Origin of the sequence: Methylobacterium sp. GC_Met_3 (assembly GCF_026540775.1) — a bacterium.
Taxonomy (GTDB): Bacteria; Pseudomonadota; Alphaproteobacteria; order Rhizobiales; family Beijerinckiaceae; genus Methylobacterium.
Genome location: NZ_JALNUL010000006.1, coordinates 90,948 through 105,742, shown reverse-complemented (window position 1 = coordinate 105,742; position 14,795 = coordinate 90,948). Strand labels below are relative to the sequence as shown.

Below are 14,795 nucleotides of genomic sequence, written 5' to 3'. Positions count from 1 at the left end.
GCCTGACCGTCGCCGTGTTGGGGGCCGGCGCGGTCGGCTGCTACTACGGGTTCCTCCTGGCGAAGGCGGGCCATGCGGTCACGCTGATCGGACGTCCCGCCCTGGTCGAGGCGGTCCGGGCGTCCGGGTTGATCCTCGACACCGGGGCTGGAACCGACGCCGTCCCCGTGCAGGCGACCACGGAGGGGAACGGGGTCGCCGGGGCGGACCTCGTCCTGGTCTGCGTGAAATCCGGTGATACCGAATCGGCCGGTGCGCTGATCGCCCCGCACCTCGATCCAGCGGCGGCGGTCTTGAGCCTCCAGAACGGCGTCGACAATGCCGAGCGCTTGGCCGCCATCCTCAGGCATCCCGTCGTGCCGGTGGCGGTCTACGTCGCCACCGAAATGGCCGGGCCGGCGCGCGTCCGACACAACGGGCGGGGCGACCTGATCATTGGCGCCTCGGCGGCGAGCGGGCGCATTGCTGCCGCCTTCACGGCAGCCGGCATCCCGACCAGCGTGTCGGACCGAGCCATCGACGCCCTTTGGGGCAAGCTGATCCTCAATTGTGCCTACAACGCCCTCTCGGCGCTGATGCAGCTCCCCTACGGTCGACTGGTGCGGGGCGTCGGCGTGGTCGCGAGTATGACCGACGTGGTGCAGGAATGCGTCGCCGTGGCCGAAGCGGCCGGGGTGTCCATGCCGGCCGATATCCTCGACCAAGTGCTGAGCCTCAGCGCCACCATGCCCGATCAGCGCTCCTCCACTGCGCAGGACCTCGCCCGGGGGCGCCCCAGCGAGATCGATCACCTGAACGGCTATGTGGTGCGCATGGGAGCCGCGCTGGGTATCCCGACGCCGGCCAATCGGATGCTGCATATGCTCGTCAAGCTCGCCGAGGCACGTGGCAGCGGCTGATCACGAAGCACGCCACGCGCGGTGTTGCCCGACGCGCGATCAGAAGACGCCCTCTTCGGCCAGCATCCTGCCGGACCGGATCGCGGGCTCCGGCGTGAAGTATCGCCGCTGGATCTCTCCAAAATCGACGATCCACTGGTCCATCGTGTCCGCAACGACGGCGACGCCGGCGGGGGTGAGTTGGATGTGCCGCGAGCCCATCGAGTCGATGGTCGCGATGAAGCCGAGACGCTGCGCCTTCGCGACGTACTTCCGAATGGTTTCGGGTCTCAGCGACGCGATCTTGATGCTGCCGAAGGCAAGCTTCTTCTCGACCCTGAGTCCGGGCTGCAGCGCCAGGTATGACAGGATGTGCCAGAGATCCATGGCGTCCCCGGCATCCGTAGTCTGACCCGATTCACTCCGGAGGGCGGCATCCCAGCCGACGAACTGCCGGTTCGTGAGCTTTAAGAGCTCTTGGACGCCCTCGCTGCACAGGAAGTCAGTCTTGGCGCCGGTCATCGCGAAGTCCCTTTGGTCAAATTCGCCCAGCGTGGGCGCTACCCGTCGCCGGAGCACAACATAAGCGCTGTTCCGCTGCTAGCCCCCTAACATGCGATGCGACATTGAATGAATACAAATTTCGGCGCAGCTTTTTGCGGAGTTTTGACGCAAAAAGCTGATTTGACACTTATTTATCAGTCGAGGGCTGGGGCATGTGTCGTACTGATCGGCGTCGGGCAAGATCCGCTGCTGTTTGGGCCAGCATCATGCCGAAATCGAGCAAACAGGGAGCTTCTACAAGTGGAGCCCTAATTCTCAGATGGATCGGGGCGCGTCAAAGATCCCTCCATTCGAGTCCTGGATTGGACAAAATATCTGAGACGCTGCCGTCAAATGTAGTCTATCCCGATTGGTCAGCCGTTTCGCGTACGCCAAAAGCTTGAAATCGGGCAGGATTATCCGGCTCCTTCCAGGGCGCAACTTTAGGGCGAATTTCCTGAAACGGTGCGGTGCGCGCGAGCTGAGCCGTTTATACCGCCGTCCGGACCTGACATCTTCCGACGGTTCCTTCAGGTCGAGACCGTCTCAACCACTTCGGTCCGGCGGATGGTTGGACGGGCGGTTTCCGGTTCGGCCACAATCTGTCGTGGAAAAGCTTTTGATCTGCACCCTGGATCATGCGCCCGCGGCGTTGGCCTTCCGGGTGGCGGCCGCCTTCTTGGCCGAGGCGGAGCGCTCGGCGGCCGTTCGCCCGCCAGATGCCTTTCCGCCGGCTTCGCCGCCCTTGTGAGCCGCCGGGTGACCGGTGTCCTTGCCGCGCCCGGAGCCGCCGGGTTTCTTCCCGCCGCCGTCATCCTTGTTGACGGTGGCCCAGGCGCGAGCTTCCGCCTCGTTCTCCGGAACGCCGCGGGCCTCGTAGGATTCGGCGATGTGCTCGGCCTTGCGCTTCTGCTTGTCCGTGTACTTCGACTTGTCGCCCTGTGCCATGGCGCGACTCCCGTGCGCTCAGCCCACTTCGGTCGGACCGTCGAGGATAGCCCGCACGCGGCGGACCAGCTCCGTGCGCCGGTAAGGCTTGTTGAGTAGGTCAAACTCGGAACCACCGATGTCGGTTCGCTCCAGGCTGGCCTCCGCGTAGCCGGTCGCGAGCAGGACCTTGAGCTTAGGCTGGCGTCGCCGCGCCTCGCGGGCGAGCAGCACGCCGTTCATGCCCCCCGGCATGATCAGGTCGGTGAACAGCAGGTCGATGCGCTCGCTGGAATCGAGGATCTCCAGCGCCTCGCGGGCATTGCCGGCCACCAGCGTCACGTAGCCGAAATCCCGCAGGATGGTGCGGGCGAGTTCGGCGACGTCTTCACGGTCATCCACGATCAGGATCGTCTCGGTTCCCTGCCGGTCCACGGACCGCAGGGAGACTTTTGGCGGCGTGTTGACGGCGCCATCGGTCGCGGGGAACGAGAGACGGACCGTCGTGCCCTCGCCCACGGTGGATTCGATCTGCGCCGCACCGCCCGATTGCTTAGCGAAGCCGTACACCATGGAGAGGCCGAGGCCCGTGCCCTTGCCCTCCTCCTTGGTGGTGAAGAACGGGTCCATCACCCGGGCCAGCACAGCCGGTGGAATGCCGGTGCCGCTATCGCGGACCGCGATGCTGACGTAGCGGCCAGCGCGCAGCGGCCCGATCTCCCGGCCGCGGGCCGCGACTTCGCTGTTCTCCGTGGAGATCCGGACCGTGCCGCCGTCCGGCATCGCGTCGCGGGCGTTGATCAGCACGTTCAGGATCGCGACCTCGGCCTGGGTCGGGTCGACGCGACAGTTCCAGAGATCCGGAGCCAGATCGAGCTCGACCTTGACGGCCTCGCCCACCGAGCGCGCGACCATCTCACCCATCCCCTCGACGAGGGTGTTGAGATTGACCGCGCGTCCGTCCAGCCGCTGCTTCCGGGCGAAGGCCAGCAATTGCTGCGTCAGCGTGGTCGCGCGCTCGGCCGCTTGCCGGATGTTGTCGGTGGCGCGACCCAGCCGGGCACGGTCGGCATCCGGCTTCTCAAGCCCGGCCGCCAGGATGTCGACATAGCCGACGATCACCTGCAGCAGGTTGTTGAAATCGTGTGCGATACCGCCGGTGAGCTGGCCGAGCGCCTCCATCTTCTGCGCTTGGCCGAGCGCCTCCTCGGCGTCGCGGCGGCGCGAGACGTCGAGCTGCGAGCCGAAATAGTACACGAGTTCGCCATCGGCATTGTAGACCGGTGAGACGAACAGCGCGTTCCAGAAGGTCGAGCCGTTCTTGCGGTAGTTCAGGATCTCGGTGGCGAATTCCCGCTTCTCGGCGATGGCCGCCTTGACCTGTGCAACCGACTCTCGGTCGGTGTCCGGGCCTTGCAGGAAGCGGCAATTGCGGCCGATCAGTTCCTCGGGCGTGTAGCCGGTCATCGCCAGGAAGGCGCGGTTGGCGAAGATGATCGGGTTATCGGGCTGGCGCGGATCGGTGACGATCATCGGCATCCGCGTCGTCTCGACGGCCGCGAAGAAGATGTCGCTCTTGCGATCCGTGACGTCGCCCGGCGCGCTGTCCCGAACCTGGGGACCGGGGCCTGAGGGTGGGGTTTCTGGGGTCTCGGACATGCGAGGCGGTCTTCACCTTGAAGCCGTGGAAGTGGGGCCGTGCGGCCTTTCACGACCTGCCGGTGCGGACTCTAGTGGTCAGGAACGCGGAGTCGACCGAACGGGTTCTCCGTGTTGAACGCTCAGGCGGTTGCCGTCGTGGGGACCGGATCGGGCAGCGGGACCTGCGAAACGGGGGCGACCCGCCGCGTTGGTTCGCGGCAGGTGCCCAGCACCGCCGACAGCGCCTCGTTGAGCGAGGTCACGAGGAAATCTGCCGAGGTCGCCCGGCGCAGGCGTTCCAGCGTCGCCGGGTCGCGCTCGCGCCAGAAGCCCACGAGGATGCGCACGCCCGGCACCGCGGCGCGCGCCTGGCGGACGGTGAAGCGGATCTGCGAGAGGCTCACCGGCTCCAGATAGGAGAAGCAGATCAGCGCGAGCCCCTCCGGATTCTCGGGCCGCTCGCCGGCGCGGATCGCCGCCATCGACATGATCTGCGACGCGAGCCCATGCCGGCCGAGGATCTGGCTCAGCATCAGGGTCGCAGCCTCGTCGAACGGGCCGCGGCTCGAGACGCACAGGACGGGCGTCTCGCCGCGCCAATGGGGCGCCAGATCCTCGCGGGTGAGAACGATGCCCGCCACCTGCCGGTCGGGTCCGATCGCAGCCAGCGCCGCTGCCGTCTCGGTGTCGGGGCTGCGTCCTGATGCACGCCGGTTCCGCCGCGCGACCGGCGCGGTTTCGAGGCGGTCCACCACGCTGCGGATCGCCCCACCGACCTCCTTCTGGCGTTCGCGGTCGAGAGTCCCGCGCGACATGTCCTCCTGGGCAAGCAGCAAGCCGGCGAGTGCAACCTCGTCGTAGTAGGTGACGAGGGCTCGCTCCTTCAGGAACTGCCAGCCCTGATCGATCGCCTCGGCCGGGTCGCCAGCCAGCATGCGCTGGTAGAAGATTTCGGGCGGCGACAGGGCCGGTTGGTCGCCGAGCAGCACGTCGAGATACCAGAGCCGCTCCACGTGCCGCCCCAGCACCACGAGACAGACGGTGAGCGGGGTCGCCAGCACGAGGCCGATCGGTCCCCACAGGAAGGTCCAGATCGTCGCCGCCAGGATCACGGCCACCGGCGAGAGGCCGGTGGAGTGACCATAGAGCAGCGGCTCGATCACGTGGCCGCAGATCGGCTCGACCACCAGGAACAGCGCCGCGGTGGCGATGACCATCGACCAGCCGGGATCGACCGCGGCGGCAAGGATCAGTGGCAAGAGCGCGCTGATCGCGGCGCCGATATAGGGGACGAACCGCAGGATCGCCGCGAGCACGCCGAACAAGGTCGGGCTCGGCACGCCGATCACCCAGAGACCGACACCGATCACGACGCCGAACGCGAGGTTGAGGGCAAGCTGCGCCAGGAAGAAGCGGCTGAGCCGGCCGGTGGCATCGTCGATCGCCGCCGTGGTCCGCCTCAGGTCCTCCGAGCCGCCGGCGAGCCGGATCGCACGGTTCCGCAGATCCTCGCGCTGCAGCAGAATGAAGATCGTGAAGATCAGGATCAGACCCGTTGTCGCCAGCGGATGAACGAGAGGGCCGGCGAACGTCTGAAGCGTGTCGACCACGTTGGCGCGGGCGGGGGTGATCTCCACGGTAAGCGGGTGCGTGCGCGAGCCGGGTTCGCCCTTGATCTCGGCGGCAGGCGGCGGCTGCAACGTGGCGCTCAGATCCTGGACCATGTCGACGATGCGCGAGAGGCTGCCGGTTCCGGCGGTCGCACCGCGCAGGTCCTTGATCTTCGTGCGCATCGTCTGGGTGTAGCGCGGCAGGTCGGCGGCGAGCTGGGACGCCTCGCTGGCGATCAGGCTGCCGATCCCGAACAGCGCGCCGAACACGATCACCACCACCAGCAGCACCGCGGCCGCGCGGGGCACGCGCAGACGCCGGAGCAGGCGGACCGCCGGCACCAGGACGAAGCTGAGGAGGATCGCCAGCGTCACCGGCACGAGGATATCGCGCCCGAGATACAGTGCCGCCATCGTCGCCACGACGAGCAGGAGCGACGCCAGCGTCACGAAGACCGGAAGGCCCTCCCGCAGGCGCTGGGCAGTGACGGGATCCTCGCTCACGGACACGCTCCAAACTTCTCACACGCGGGGGTCGGGTGGGAACGGCTTCGAGCGCGAACGGATCCGCCTCAGCTCGCCTGTGCGGTCTCGCCCAGGGCGGCGCTGATCTGGCTGAGCAGCTTCGAGAAATCGACAGGCTTCGGGTGGTAGTCGTCGCAGCCCGCCTGGATCGCCTTGTCGCGATCCCCCGACATCGCGTGGGCGGTGAGGGCGATGATCGGGATCGCCCGCGTGTCGGTGCCTGATTTCAGCGTACGGGCGACCGACCAGCCGTCGAGGACCGGGAGGTTCATGTCCAGGAGGATCACATCGGGCTGGCCCGAGCGGGCTTGCCGAACGCCGGCCTCGCCGTCATGGGCCAGGATCACCTCATAGCCGCGCCGCTTGAGCCGCCGGGACAGGAAGTCCCAAATCTCTTCGTGGTCCTCGACCAGCAGAATCTTCGCCATCAGAACTCGAATCCCCGGCTCGCGTCGTGCCGGCCGACCGGCCAACGCGCGGCATCGCACAATCGCCCAACGTTCCTGCCGCGATTCCGGTCCGCGGAGAAGGGGGCTTCGATCAGCGGTTGACCCGGCTGTCAGCCGGTAAGAGCGTGCCGCGACCCGAATCGGCAACTTCAGGGAACAGCAGCGTGGCGGATAAGGCTGACATCACGTTTTATCACGCGCCCAATACCCGGTCGTCCGGGGTGCGCGTGCTCCTTGAGGAGCTGAGCGTGCCCTACCGGCTCCACACGCTCAACATGCGCGCCGGCGAGCATCTTCAGGAGGCCTACCGCGCCATCAACCCGATGGCGAAGGTGCCGGCGATCCGGCACGGCGACGCGCTGGTCACCGAGCAGGCGGCGGTCTACCTCTATCTGGCCGACCTGTTCCCGGAGGCCGGTCTCGCGCCAGCCACGACCGACCCGGCGCGCGGGGCCTATCTGCGCTGGATGGTGTTCTACGGTTCGTGCTTCGAGCCCGCGGTGATCGATCGCCACCTGAAGCGGGAGCCCGGTCCGCGCGCCATGTCGGCCTACGCGGACTACGACAGTGTGATCGCCCGCGTGACCGAGGCGCTGACGCCAGGGCCCTACCTTCTCGGCGACCAGTTCAGCGCTGCCGACATCCTGTGGGGCAGTGCTCTCGGCTGGACCACGGGCTTCGGCCTCGTCGCGCCCGATCCGGTGCTGACCAGCTATGTCGAGCGGGTCCGGTCCCGGCCGGCCTTTCAGATAGTGGCAGCTGCGGACGGGCAGCTTGCCGCGGAGCACGAGTCCGCCGCGAAGGCGGGGGCTGTCTGACGGGCTATCACGCCGTCTCCCAGATGCCGGTGCGTGCGAGCTGCGGCGCCGGCTCGGGCTGGCTCCAACGCAGGGGTATGGCGGCCTGGCGTCGCCAGCCACGCTCAACAGTGAACGACCAAGACCGTTGCGCGCCCATGAGGCCCGCCGCTCCCAGGCCGCTCCAGTCGATCGCCGTCCGCCCCTGCAGAACCAGGAGATCGCCGCGCGCGAAGTCGAGGAACAGGAGCGCTGCCCGGTTCTCTCCGAGGAGGTTACCCAGGGTATTGTAGTAGCGGTTCCCGGAGAAGTCCGGCACGGTCAGCACGTCACCGTCGACCCGGACGAAGCCCGGCCGGCCGCCCCGGTGCGAGATGTCCGCGCCGCCGTCCGCGAGGCCGTCCCGGGATCGGGTCGCGACGAACAGCGTGTCGGCGCCGCGGATCAGGGCCGTGGCGTCCGCGTCGAGGGCCGACAGGGATTCGATCGGTCCCGGCGAGCGCTGCATCGGCTCGGCCACGCGCCTCTGGATGTATTGGGGGCAGTTGCCGAAGCTCTGGGCGACGGCAATCGTCATCCCATCCCCGTCGCGCCGCACGATGCGGCCGTTGGCCCGGTTGCGCCGACGCGTCGCGAAATCGAGGCCGAGAAGGCCGGCCTCGGCGTCCGGCACGAGCGCGCGGGCCGCCGGATCGGCCGGGTCGAGGGCCGCCGCGATGGTGAGGTGCGTCGCGTCGGGCGATCGCACGAAGCCTGGCTGCCCCGTCAGAACGGTGGCGATCGGCGCGCCGTCGGCGTCCACTGTGCCCGCGAAAAGGTAGGGCAGGCCCGCGAAGAACATGCGGTGCTGCTCGGGCATGAAGGGGCGGATCGCCGGGGTCTCGCCGAGGACGTGGCCGGCCCGCTGTTGAGCCAGAAGCTCGTCGGCATGGAAGCTCGCCATGGCGCACCTCAGACGGGTTCGGGGATGGAAGAGGTCGGCATCGGGACGAAACCCGGCAGCGCCTCCACGCGGGCGAGCCACGCCCGCACGGCCGGGTAGCGCGCCAGCGACACACCGCCCTCCGGTGCGTGGGCGACGTATGAATAGCAGGCGATGTCGGCGAGCGTCGCCCGGTCGGTCGCGAGGTAGGGGCGATCGGCCAGATGGCCGTCCATGAAGGTAAGGATCCGGGCCGCCGCGGCATGGACGGTGGCGCGGTCGGCCTGGGCGCCGAACACCACCATCAGCCGGGCAAGCGCCGGCCCATACCGCACCTCGCCGGCCGCGATGGACAGCCAGCGCTGAACCTGCGCGGCGCCGAGCGGATCACCCGGCATCCAGCCGCTGTCCGGCGCGTAGCGCACAGCGAGATAGACCAGGATCGCGTTGCTGTCGGCGATCACCGTGTCGCCGTCAGTCAGAACCGGGATCTGGCCGAGGGGGTTGAGGCGCCGGAAGGCTGCCGCCTCCCGTTGCGCGGCACTCGCCGCCTCGACGAAGCGAAAGGGCAGCCCGAGCAGGGATAGAAACAGCTCGGCGCGGTGCGAGTGGCCTGAGAGGCGCAGGCCGTAGAGGGTGAGATCGGGTTCGGTCATCGTGTGCGTCTCCCTGACAGGACCGATATCGCCCTTGCGCAGGTCGGCGAAAATCCCGAGTCTGTGGCAGTCAGAATTTCACAGGTCACAACAATCGATGGATCGCTTGGACGAACTCGCCCTTTTCGTCGCGATCGTCGATGCCGGCAGCCTCAGTGGGGCAGCGCGGCGGCTGCACCGCTCCGCCGCGGCGGCGACCCGGGCACTCGCCAGCCTTGAGGCCCGGGCGGGCAGCCGCCTCGTGGAGCGTACGACACGCCGCCTTGCCCCGACTCCGGCTGGCCTGGATCTCGCCGAGCGGGCCCGGGGCCTTCTTGCGGGATACGAGATGGCCGTGTCGGGGGCGTCGGGCGACGCGGTGCGCGGCCTCCTGCGGATCACGGCGCCGGTTCTGTTCGGACGCAAGCATGTCGCCCCGGTCGTGTCGGGCTTCCTCGATGCCTATCCGGAGACGCAGATCGAGCTTGTGCTGGCCGACCGCAACCTCGATCTCGTGGAGGAGGGGATCGACATCGCCCTGCGGATCGGACAGCTCGCGGAATCGCGCCTCCTGGCGCGCCGCGTTGGGCAGGTTGGCCAGATCGTGGTGGCGAGCCCGAATTACCTCGCCACCCGGGGGACGCCGCGCAAGCCCGCGGATCTCGCCGAGCACGATACCATCCTGGGCGTCGTGCGCTCGGGGCTGCGGGAATGGCGTTTCGGGGCGAGCCGCGTGCGCCTCGCGCCGCGCCTCATCGTCAATGAGGTCGAGGCCGCGTTGATCGCCGCCCGGGCAGGGCGGGGTATCGCGCGGGTCCTGTCGTACCAAGCTGCCGAGGACATTGCGGCCGGCCGCCTCGTCCGCCTGCTCGCCGCCCACGAGCCGCCGCCGGTGCCGGTGCAACTCGTGACCCCGAGCGCGGATTTCCGGCCAGCCCGGGTGAACGCCTTCCTGGACTTCGCCGCCGCAGCACTCCGGGCTTTGCCCGTGCTCCGCGCCGATGCCGCGGGCTAACCCGCTGAGGGCGCTGGCGTCCTTGCAAGCGCAGTGAAGCAATCCGGGGCGGCGCCCGTTCAGTGAGCCCTGCGCTTGACTGAGTGGCATCGCTGCGCCCACGAATACGGTCGGGCGATCGGCTTTGGCGACGGCAAGATGTGTCTTCATCGACGCTTCCGATCTCTTCGCGGCCGGACTCTTGCTGATAGGCCTTTCGGAGCCTGATCGGACGCGCATTCGGGCTCCGCCGGTCCCGACCGGCCGACTGCCCCGACGCGCGACGATCGGATCAAGCCAGCCCATGCGTCTGCTCTCTCTCCTCGCGGCCCTCGTCGCGCTGTCCATAGCCCAGCCGGCCCGGGCAGATACCCTCACTGGCACGCTCAAGAAGATCCAGGACAGCAACCGGCTGGTCCTCGGCGTGCGCGATACTGCGCCCCCGTTCAGCTACATCGACCAGAACCAGAAGGTGGTCGGCTTCGCGATCGACATCTGCATGAAGATCGCCGACGCGGTGAAGCGCGAGCTGAAGCGGCCGGGTCTTGAGGTCGGGATGGAGTTCGTCAACTCTTCGTCGCGCATCCCGCTGATCACCAACGGCACGGTCGATCTCGAATGCGGGACGACGACCAACAACGCCGAGCGCAAGAAGCAGGTGGCGTTCACCAACACCCACTTCCTGACGGCGACCCGTTTCGTCTCGAAGAAGGATCAGCACATCGCCAGCCTGGACGATCTGCGCGGCAAGACCGTCTCGTCGGTCGCCGGCTCGACCAACATCCTGATGCTGATCAAAGCCAACAACGAGCGCAGGCTCGGCATCACGGTGATCGCCGCCAAGGACGTCCCGGAAGCGTTCCTGATGGTCGAGACCGGCCGGGCGGCGGCCTTCGTGATGGACGACGTGCAGCTCAGCGTCGTGGCGGCCCAGTCCAAGGAGCCCGCCGCCTACGTGGTCAGCGACGAGACGCTGTCCAACCCGGAGCCCTACGGGATCATGATGCGCAAGGACGATCCGGCCTTCAAGGTAGTGGTGGACCGGGCCACCGCCGACCTCTACCGCAGCCCCGAAATCCAGACGATCTATGATCGCTGGTTCCTGAAGCCGGTGCCGCCGCGCGGCCTCACCTACAATGTGCCGTTGTCCTCCGCCCTGCGCTGGGCGTTCGCCCATCCGACGGACGATTCGGATCCTGCGTTCTACGCGCACTGATCTGTCGCATATCGGGGTTCCGCTCAGGCCGGGGAGATGCGATGCGGCTTGACCGATCTTGGTCCGCGTCGCGAAGCGCCCCCATGACCGACAGCACAGAACCGGCTCTCACCTCCGCGGCGGCCCGCGCCGCGCCGCCGGACACCTCGATCCCGCGCCTGATCGTCGTGCTGGCCTGCGCGGGGTTCGGCAGCACCTTCGCGCTGCGCTCGGTCGAACCCCTGGTCGGCGTACTCGCCCGGGATCTCGGCAGCGACGCCCACACGGTAGCGCTGCTCTCCACCGCCTTCGCGCTGCCCTACGCGTTCATCCAGCCTGTGCTGGGGCCGGTCGGCGATGCGTTGGGCAAGGAGCGGGTGATGAGCACCTGCCTCGCGGTGCTCGCCGTGGCCCTCACGCTGTGCAGCATCGCCCCCGATATCGGCAGCCTGTTCGGCCTGCGGATGCTGGCGGGCGCGGCGGCCGGCGGCTGCATCCCGCTCTCCCTGGCGCTGCTCGGCGACCGCGTGCCGATGGAGGGCCGCCAAGTGGCGATCGGGCGCTTCCTGGTCGCGGTGATCCTCGGCCAGCTCTCCGGCTCGACCTTCGCGGGCCTGATCGAGGCGGCGATCGGCTGGCGCGGCGTCTTCGCGGTTACCGCCGCGGTGGCGGCCTTCGCGTGCGCTGCGACCGTGCTGGGTTTCGACAGGGCTGGCCGGGCCCCCGCCCGCCGCCCGGCCTTCGGAGAGGCGGTGACACGCTATCGGACGATTCTGGGCAATCCCCGGGCGCGGGTGCTGTTCTCGGCGGTGTTCATTGAGGCGATCGCGATCTTCGGCGTCTTTCCGCACCTCGCGCCGCTGATCGAGGCCCGTGGCGAGGGCGGTCCGCGCGAGGCCGGCCTCGTGCTGGCGGGTTTTGCGGTCGGCGGCCTGATCTACTCGGCGCTGGTCGGGTTGCTGGTGCGGCTGCTCGGCCTGCCGCGGATGCTGATCGGCGGCGGCCTGATCAGCGGCGCGTCGCTCACCGTGGTCGGACTCGCGGGTACGTGGCAGGTCGATTGCGCCGCGCTCACCGCCATGGGGCTCGGCTTCTACATGCTGCACAACACCTACCAGACCCAGGTGACGGAGGTCGCGCCCAAGGCGCGGGCCTCCGCGGTGGCACTCCACGCCTTCTCGTTCTTCTGCGGGCAGGCGCTCGGCGTCGCAGTGATCGGGCAGGCGCTGGTCCGGCTCGGTCAGTTCGGGGCGCTCATGGGCTGCGCCATCACCATCCTGGCGCTGGGGATCGGCACCGCCTATGCCCTGCGGCAGAAGCCGGCGCCGGTGGCATTCCCGGGGTGAGTGATCCTCAGGGCCGCCCCATCGCCAGCGCCTTGAGGTCGAAACCCGGATCGGCCGCCTGATCCGGCGTCAGCGGTGTCCCGGCTGTGAGGAGACGCCGGGCAATCATGTGGTCGCCGGCCCGGTCGACGGATTCCACTGCGCTCAGGCGCCCGTCGCGGAAGCGGAACACCGAGAAGGCCGGCCCGGAGCCGCGGACCACGCTGGCATCGCGGGCACCCGACAGCCCGGCGATCTGCAGCTTGTGCGGGCCCTGGTCGCTCCAGAACCAGGGCAAGGCACCGTAGGCGGCGGGCTTGCTCAGCAGCCGGGCCGCGACGCACCGGCCCTGGTCGATGGCGTTCTGCACGGATTCGATCCGCACGGTGCCGTCGGCCGTGAGCCCGGACGCGAAGGGGCTCGGGAACCGCGCGCAATCGCCGATCGCCGAGATGGCCGGATCGGGGGTGGCGAGGAAGGCATCGACGTGGACGCCGTCCTGGGCCGGCAGCTCCGCCTCCGCGGCGAGGCTGCCGTTCGGAAGCACGCCGATGCCGACGAGGACGAGGTCGGCGGGGAGCTCCGTCCCGTCCGCGAGGGTAACGCCAGCCGCGCGACCGTCCCGGCCGGTGATCGCCGTTACGCCGGCCCCGAAGGCGAAGCGCACGCCCATCGCTTCATGGGCGGTCCGGAAGAACGCCCCCATTTCTGCGGAGACCGCCCGGGCCATGGGCCGATCGGCTGCCTCGATCACCGTCACGGACAGGCCCCGTGCGGCCGCGACCGCGGCGAATTCCAGCCCGATGAAGCCCGCGCCGACCACCACGATCGCCTGTGCCGCCTCGATTTCTGACCGAAGCGCATCGGCATCCGCGAGCCCGCGCAGCTGGTGTACGCCGCCCAGACTGGCCCCGGGGACCGGCAGGGGGCGGTTGCGGGCGCCCGTGGCGAGGACGAGGTGATCGTAGGCGAGAGGTTCGCCGTCCGACAGGTGGAGCCGCCGGGCCGCCCGATCGATCGCGGTGGCGCGGATCCCCGGCCGGTGCGTGATCGCGTGCTCGGCGAAGAAGCCGGGCTGGCGCAGGAACAGGCCCTCCCGGTCGGTCTTGCCGGCGAGGTAGGCCTTCGACAGGGGCGGGCGCTGGTAGGGGAGGGCGGTCTCGTCGCCCACCAGGGTGATCGGCTCCCGGAAGCCGCCCTCGCGCAGAGAGGCGGCGAGCTGGAAGCCTGCCTGGCCCGCGCCCGCGACGACGATCCCGGCCGCGCTCACGCCCGGGCTCCAGCGAGGGCGAGGCCGCTCTGCGCGACCCCCGGAAGGCTGCGCGCGCCCTCCGTCATCAGGTAGGACCAGACCGCGGAGGCCGCCGGACCCAGTACCTTGTCGGCGCGGCGAACCGCGTACCAGTCGCGCCGGATCGGCAGGCCCTTCACGTCGAGGAGCACGAGGCGCCCGCTGTCCAACTCCGCCGCGACCGAGTGCACCGAGAGCAGCGCGATGCCGAGCCCGGCCATCACCGCCTGCTTGATGGTCTCGTTCGAGCCCGTGTCGATCTCCAGCGGTGCCCGCTTGACCAGCACGCCGGCCATGAACTCCTCGAACACCATCCGCGTGCCCGAGCCTTCCTCCCGCAGGAAGAACGGCTGGTCGGTGAGATCCTCGCGGGTCAGGCCGACCTTGCCGACCAGGGGATGGTCGGGGGCCGCGATCAGCACGATCGGGTGCGGTCCGAAGGTGGCGGCTTCGATCGGGAAATCCCGGGGCGGGCGACCCATCAGGGCGAAGTCGATCTCGTAGCCACGGAGCGCCTCCACGGTCTGGCCGCGGTTGCGCACCGACAGGCTGATCTCGACGCCCGGATGCTTCTTGACGAAGCCGGCGATCACCTGGGGCGCGAAGTACTTCGCAGTCGACACGACGCCGAGCGCGACGCGTCCGCCCTCGGCGCCGCGCAGGGTCCGCAACCGGTCGGTGCAGGTTTCCAGAACGGTGTTGATGCTGTCGATCGCCCAGAGCATCTCGCGGCCGGCATCGGTCGGCTTGAGACCGCCGGGTGTCCGGTCGAACAGCAGCAAACCGGCTTCTTCCTCCAGTTGGCGGATGCGCGCGTAGAGCGCGGCCGAGGTCACGTTCAGTTCCTGGGCCGCCCGTGTCATGGTGCCGAGCCGGGCCACCGCCGCCACTGCCTGAAGCTGCTTGAGGGAGAGGTTGCGCATCGCCAAGGTCTCGTATTTTTTGTGCTTTCATACAAGATCGCACAGAAATCTTGAACGCCGGGCTACCGGTTCCTGTCGATCCGAGGGCCAGGACCGCTATCTTGCCGGCGGAGCGGCCGCTACAGAGCCCGCGCGGAACG

At 68.8% G+C, this 14,795-nt stretch carries 14 protein-coding genes; 5 read left to right on the top strand and 9 right to left on the bottom strand.

The genetic code is table 11. The annotated features are described in order from the left end of the window. Positions 1-2: 2 nt before the first annotated feature. Positions 3-899, top strand: a complete 897-nt coding sequence (locus OXS27_RS10845) for a ketopantoate reductase family protein (RefSeq protein ID WP_267356336.1) — start codon at positions 3-5, stop codon at positions 897-899. Positions 900-938: 39 nt separating this feature from the next. Here the strand turns inward: OXS27_RS10845 and OXS27_RS10840 are convergent, their stop codons facing one another. From OXS27_RS10840 to OXS27_RS10820, 5 genes are all read right to left on the bottom strand, one after another. Continuing rightward, positions 939-1,400 carry a hypothetical protein gene (locus tag OXS27_RS10840; protein ID WP_267356171.1) on the bottom strand — a complete coding sequence of 154 codons (462 nt, stop codon included), beginning with the start codon at positions 1,398-1,400 and terminating at the stop codon, positions 939-941. A 657-nt stretch (positions 1,401-2,057) separates the two neighbouring features. Then, positions 2,058-2,369, bottom strand: coding sequence for a plasmid stabilization protein (locus OXS27_RS10835; RefSeq protein ID WP_243924194.1), 312 nt, complete (start codon positions 2,367-2,369; stop codon positions 2,058-2,060). Between the two features lie 18 nt (positions 2,370-2,387). Further along, positions 2,388-4,007, bottom strand: coding sequence for a hybrid sensor histidine kinase/response regulator (locus OXS27_RS10830; protein WP_267356168.1), 1,620 nt, complete (start codon positions 4,005-4,007; stop codon positions 2,388-2,390). A gap of 122 nt (positions 4,008-4,129) precedes the next feature. Further along, positions 4,130-6,103 (bottom strand): AI-2E family transporter, encoded by a 1,974-nt coding sequence (locus OXS27_RS10825; RefSeq protein WP_243924196.1) that lies wholly within the window; start codon positions 6,101-6,103, stop codon positions 4,130-4,132. Between the two features lie 68 nt (positions 6,104-6,171). After that, the gene (locus tag OXS27_RS10820) at positions 6,172-6,552 is read right to left on the bottom strand and encodes a response regulator (protein WP_012320502.1); all 381 of its coding nucleotides are present in this window, start codon (positions 6,550-6,552) and stop codon (positions 6,172-6,174) included. Between the two features lie 185 nt (positions 6,553-6,737). Between OXS27_RS10820 and OXS27_RS10815 the strand changes: the two genes are divergently transcribed. After that, positions 6,738-7,391, top strand: a complete 654-nt coding sequence (locus OXS27_RS10815; RefSeq protein ID WP_267356155.1) for a glutathione S-transferase family protein — start codon at positions 6,738-6,740, stop codon at positions 7,389-7,391. Between the two features lie 7 nt (positions 7,392-7,398). Here the strand turns inward: OXS27_RS10815 and OXS27_RS10810 are convergent, their stop codons facing one another. Beyond that, positions 7,399-8,313, bottom strand: a complete 915-nt coding sequence (locus OXS27_RS10810) for a pyridoxamine 5'-phosphate oxidase family protein (RefSeq protein WP_267356153.1) — start codon at positions 8,311-8,313, stop codon at positions 7,399-7,401. 8 nt (positions 8,314-8,321) lie between these two features. Continuing rightward, the gene (locus tag OXS27_RS10805; protein WP_267356151.1) at positions 8,322-8,948 is read right to left on the bottom strand and encodes a glutathione S-transferase; all 627 of its coding nucleotides are present in this window, start codon (positions 8,946-8,948) and stop codon (positions 8,322-8,324) included. Positions 8,949-9,045: 97 nt separating this feature from the next. Here OXS27_RS10805 and OXS27_RS10800 point away from each other — a divergent pair, with 97 nt between their 5' ends. The 3 genes from OXS27_RS10800 to OXS27_RS10790 all read left to right on the top strand — a co-directional run bounded on the left by OXS27_RS10800 (position 9,046) and on the right by OXS27_RS10790 (position 12,462). Further along, the gene (locus OXS27_RS10800) at positions 9,046-9,942 is read left to right on the top strand and encodes a LysR family transcriptional regulator (protein ID WP_267356149.1); all 897 of its coding nucleotides are present in this window, start codon (positions 9,046-9,048) and stop codon (positions 9,940-9,942) included. A 283-nt stretch (positions 9,943-10,225) separates the two neighbouring features. Further along, positions 10,226-11,137, top strand: coding sequence for an amino acid ABC transporter substrate-binding protein (locus tag OXS27_RS10795; RefSeq protein WP_267356147.1), 912 nt, complete (start codon positions 10,226-10,228; stop codon positions 11,135-11,137). Between the two features lie 83 nt (positions 11,138-11,220). Further along, positions 11,221-12,462, top strand: a complete 1,242-nt coding sequence (locus tag OXS27_RS10790) for an MFS transporter (protein ID WP_267356145.1) — start codon at positions 11,221-11,223, stop codon at positions 12,460-12,462. Between the two features lie 7 nt (positions 12,463-12,469). Here the strand turns inward: OXS27_RS10790 and OXS27_RS10785 are convergent, their stop codons facing one another. Next, on the bottom strand, positions 12,470-13,711 hold the full coding sequence (locus OXS27_RS10785) for an FAD-dependent oxidoreductase (protein ID WP_267356143.1): 1,242 nt from the start codon (positions 13,709-13,711) through the stop codon (positions 12,470-12,472). Further along, entirely contained in the window at positions 13,708-14,655 is a 948-nt protein-coding gene (locus OXS27_RS10780; RefSeq protein ID WP_267356141.1) for a LysR family transcriptional regulator, read from the bottom strand. The genes OXS27_RS10785 and OXS27_RS10780 overlap by 4 nt, the downstream gene beginning before the upstream one ends. Positions 14,656-14,795: the final 140 nt, after the last annotated feature.

What these genes read in the sequence shown, in the direction of transcription:
- OXS27_RS10795 (WP_267356147.1), top strand. Translation starts at nt 10,226, where the DNA reads ATGCGTCTGCTCTCTCTCCTCGCGGCCCTCGTCGCGCTGTCCATAGCC.
- OXS27_RS10835 (WP_243924194.1), bottom strand. Translation starts at nt 2,369, where the DNA reads ATGGCACAGGGCGACAAGTCGAAGTACACGGACAAGCAGAAGCGCAAG.
- OXS27_RS10840 (WP_267356171.1), bottom strand. Translation starts at nt 1,400, where the DNA reads ATGACCGGCGCCAAGACTGACTTCCTGTGCAGCGAGGGCGTCCAAGAG.
- OXS27_RS10780 (WP_267356141.1), bottom strand. Translation starts at nt 14,655, where the DNA reads ATGCGCAACCTCTCCCTCAAGCAGCTTCAGGCAGTGGCGGCGGTGGCC.
- OXS27_RS10800 (WP_267356149.1), top strand. Translation starts at nt 9,046, where the DNA reads ATGGATCGCTTGGACGAACTCGCCCTTTTCGTCGCGATCGTCGATGCC.
- OXS27_RS10830 (WP_267356168.1), bottom strand. Translation starts at nt 4,007, where the DNA reads ATGTCCGAGACCCCAGAAACCCCACCCTCAGGCCCCGGTCCCCAGGTT.
- OXS27_RS10790 (WP_267356145.1), top strand. Translation starts at nt 11,221, where the DNA reads ATGACCGACAGCACAGAACCGGCTCTCACCTCCGCGGCGGCCCGCGCC.
- OXS27_RS10805 (WP_267356151.1), bottom strand. Translation starts at nt 8,948, where the DNA reads ATGACCGAACCCGATCTCACCCTCTACGGCCTGCGCCTCTCAGGCCAC.
- OXS27_RS10820 (WP_012320502.1), bottom strand. Translation starts at nt 6,552, where the DNA reads ATGGCGAAGATTCTGCTGGTCGAGGACCACGAAGAGATTTGGGACTTC.
- OXS27_RS10810 (WP_267356153.1), bottom strand. Translation starts at nt 8,313, where the DNA reads ATGGCGAGCTTCCATGCCGACGAGCTTCTGGCTCAACAGCGGGCCGGC.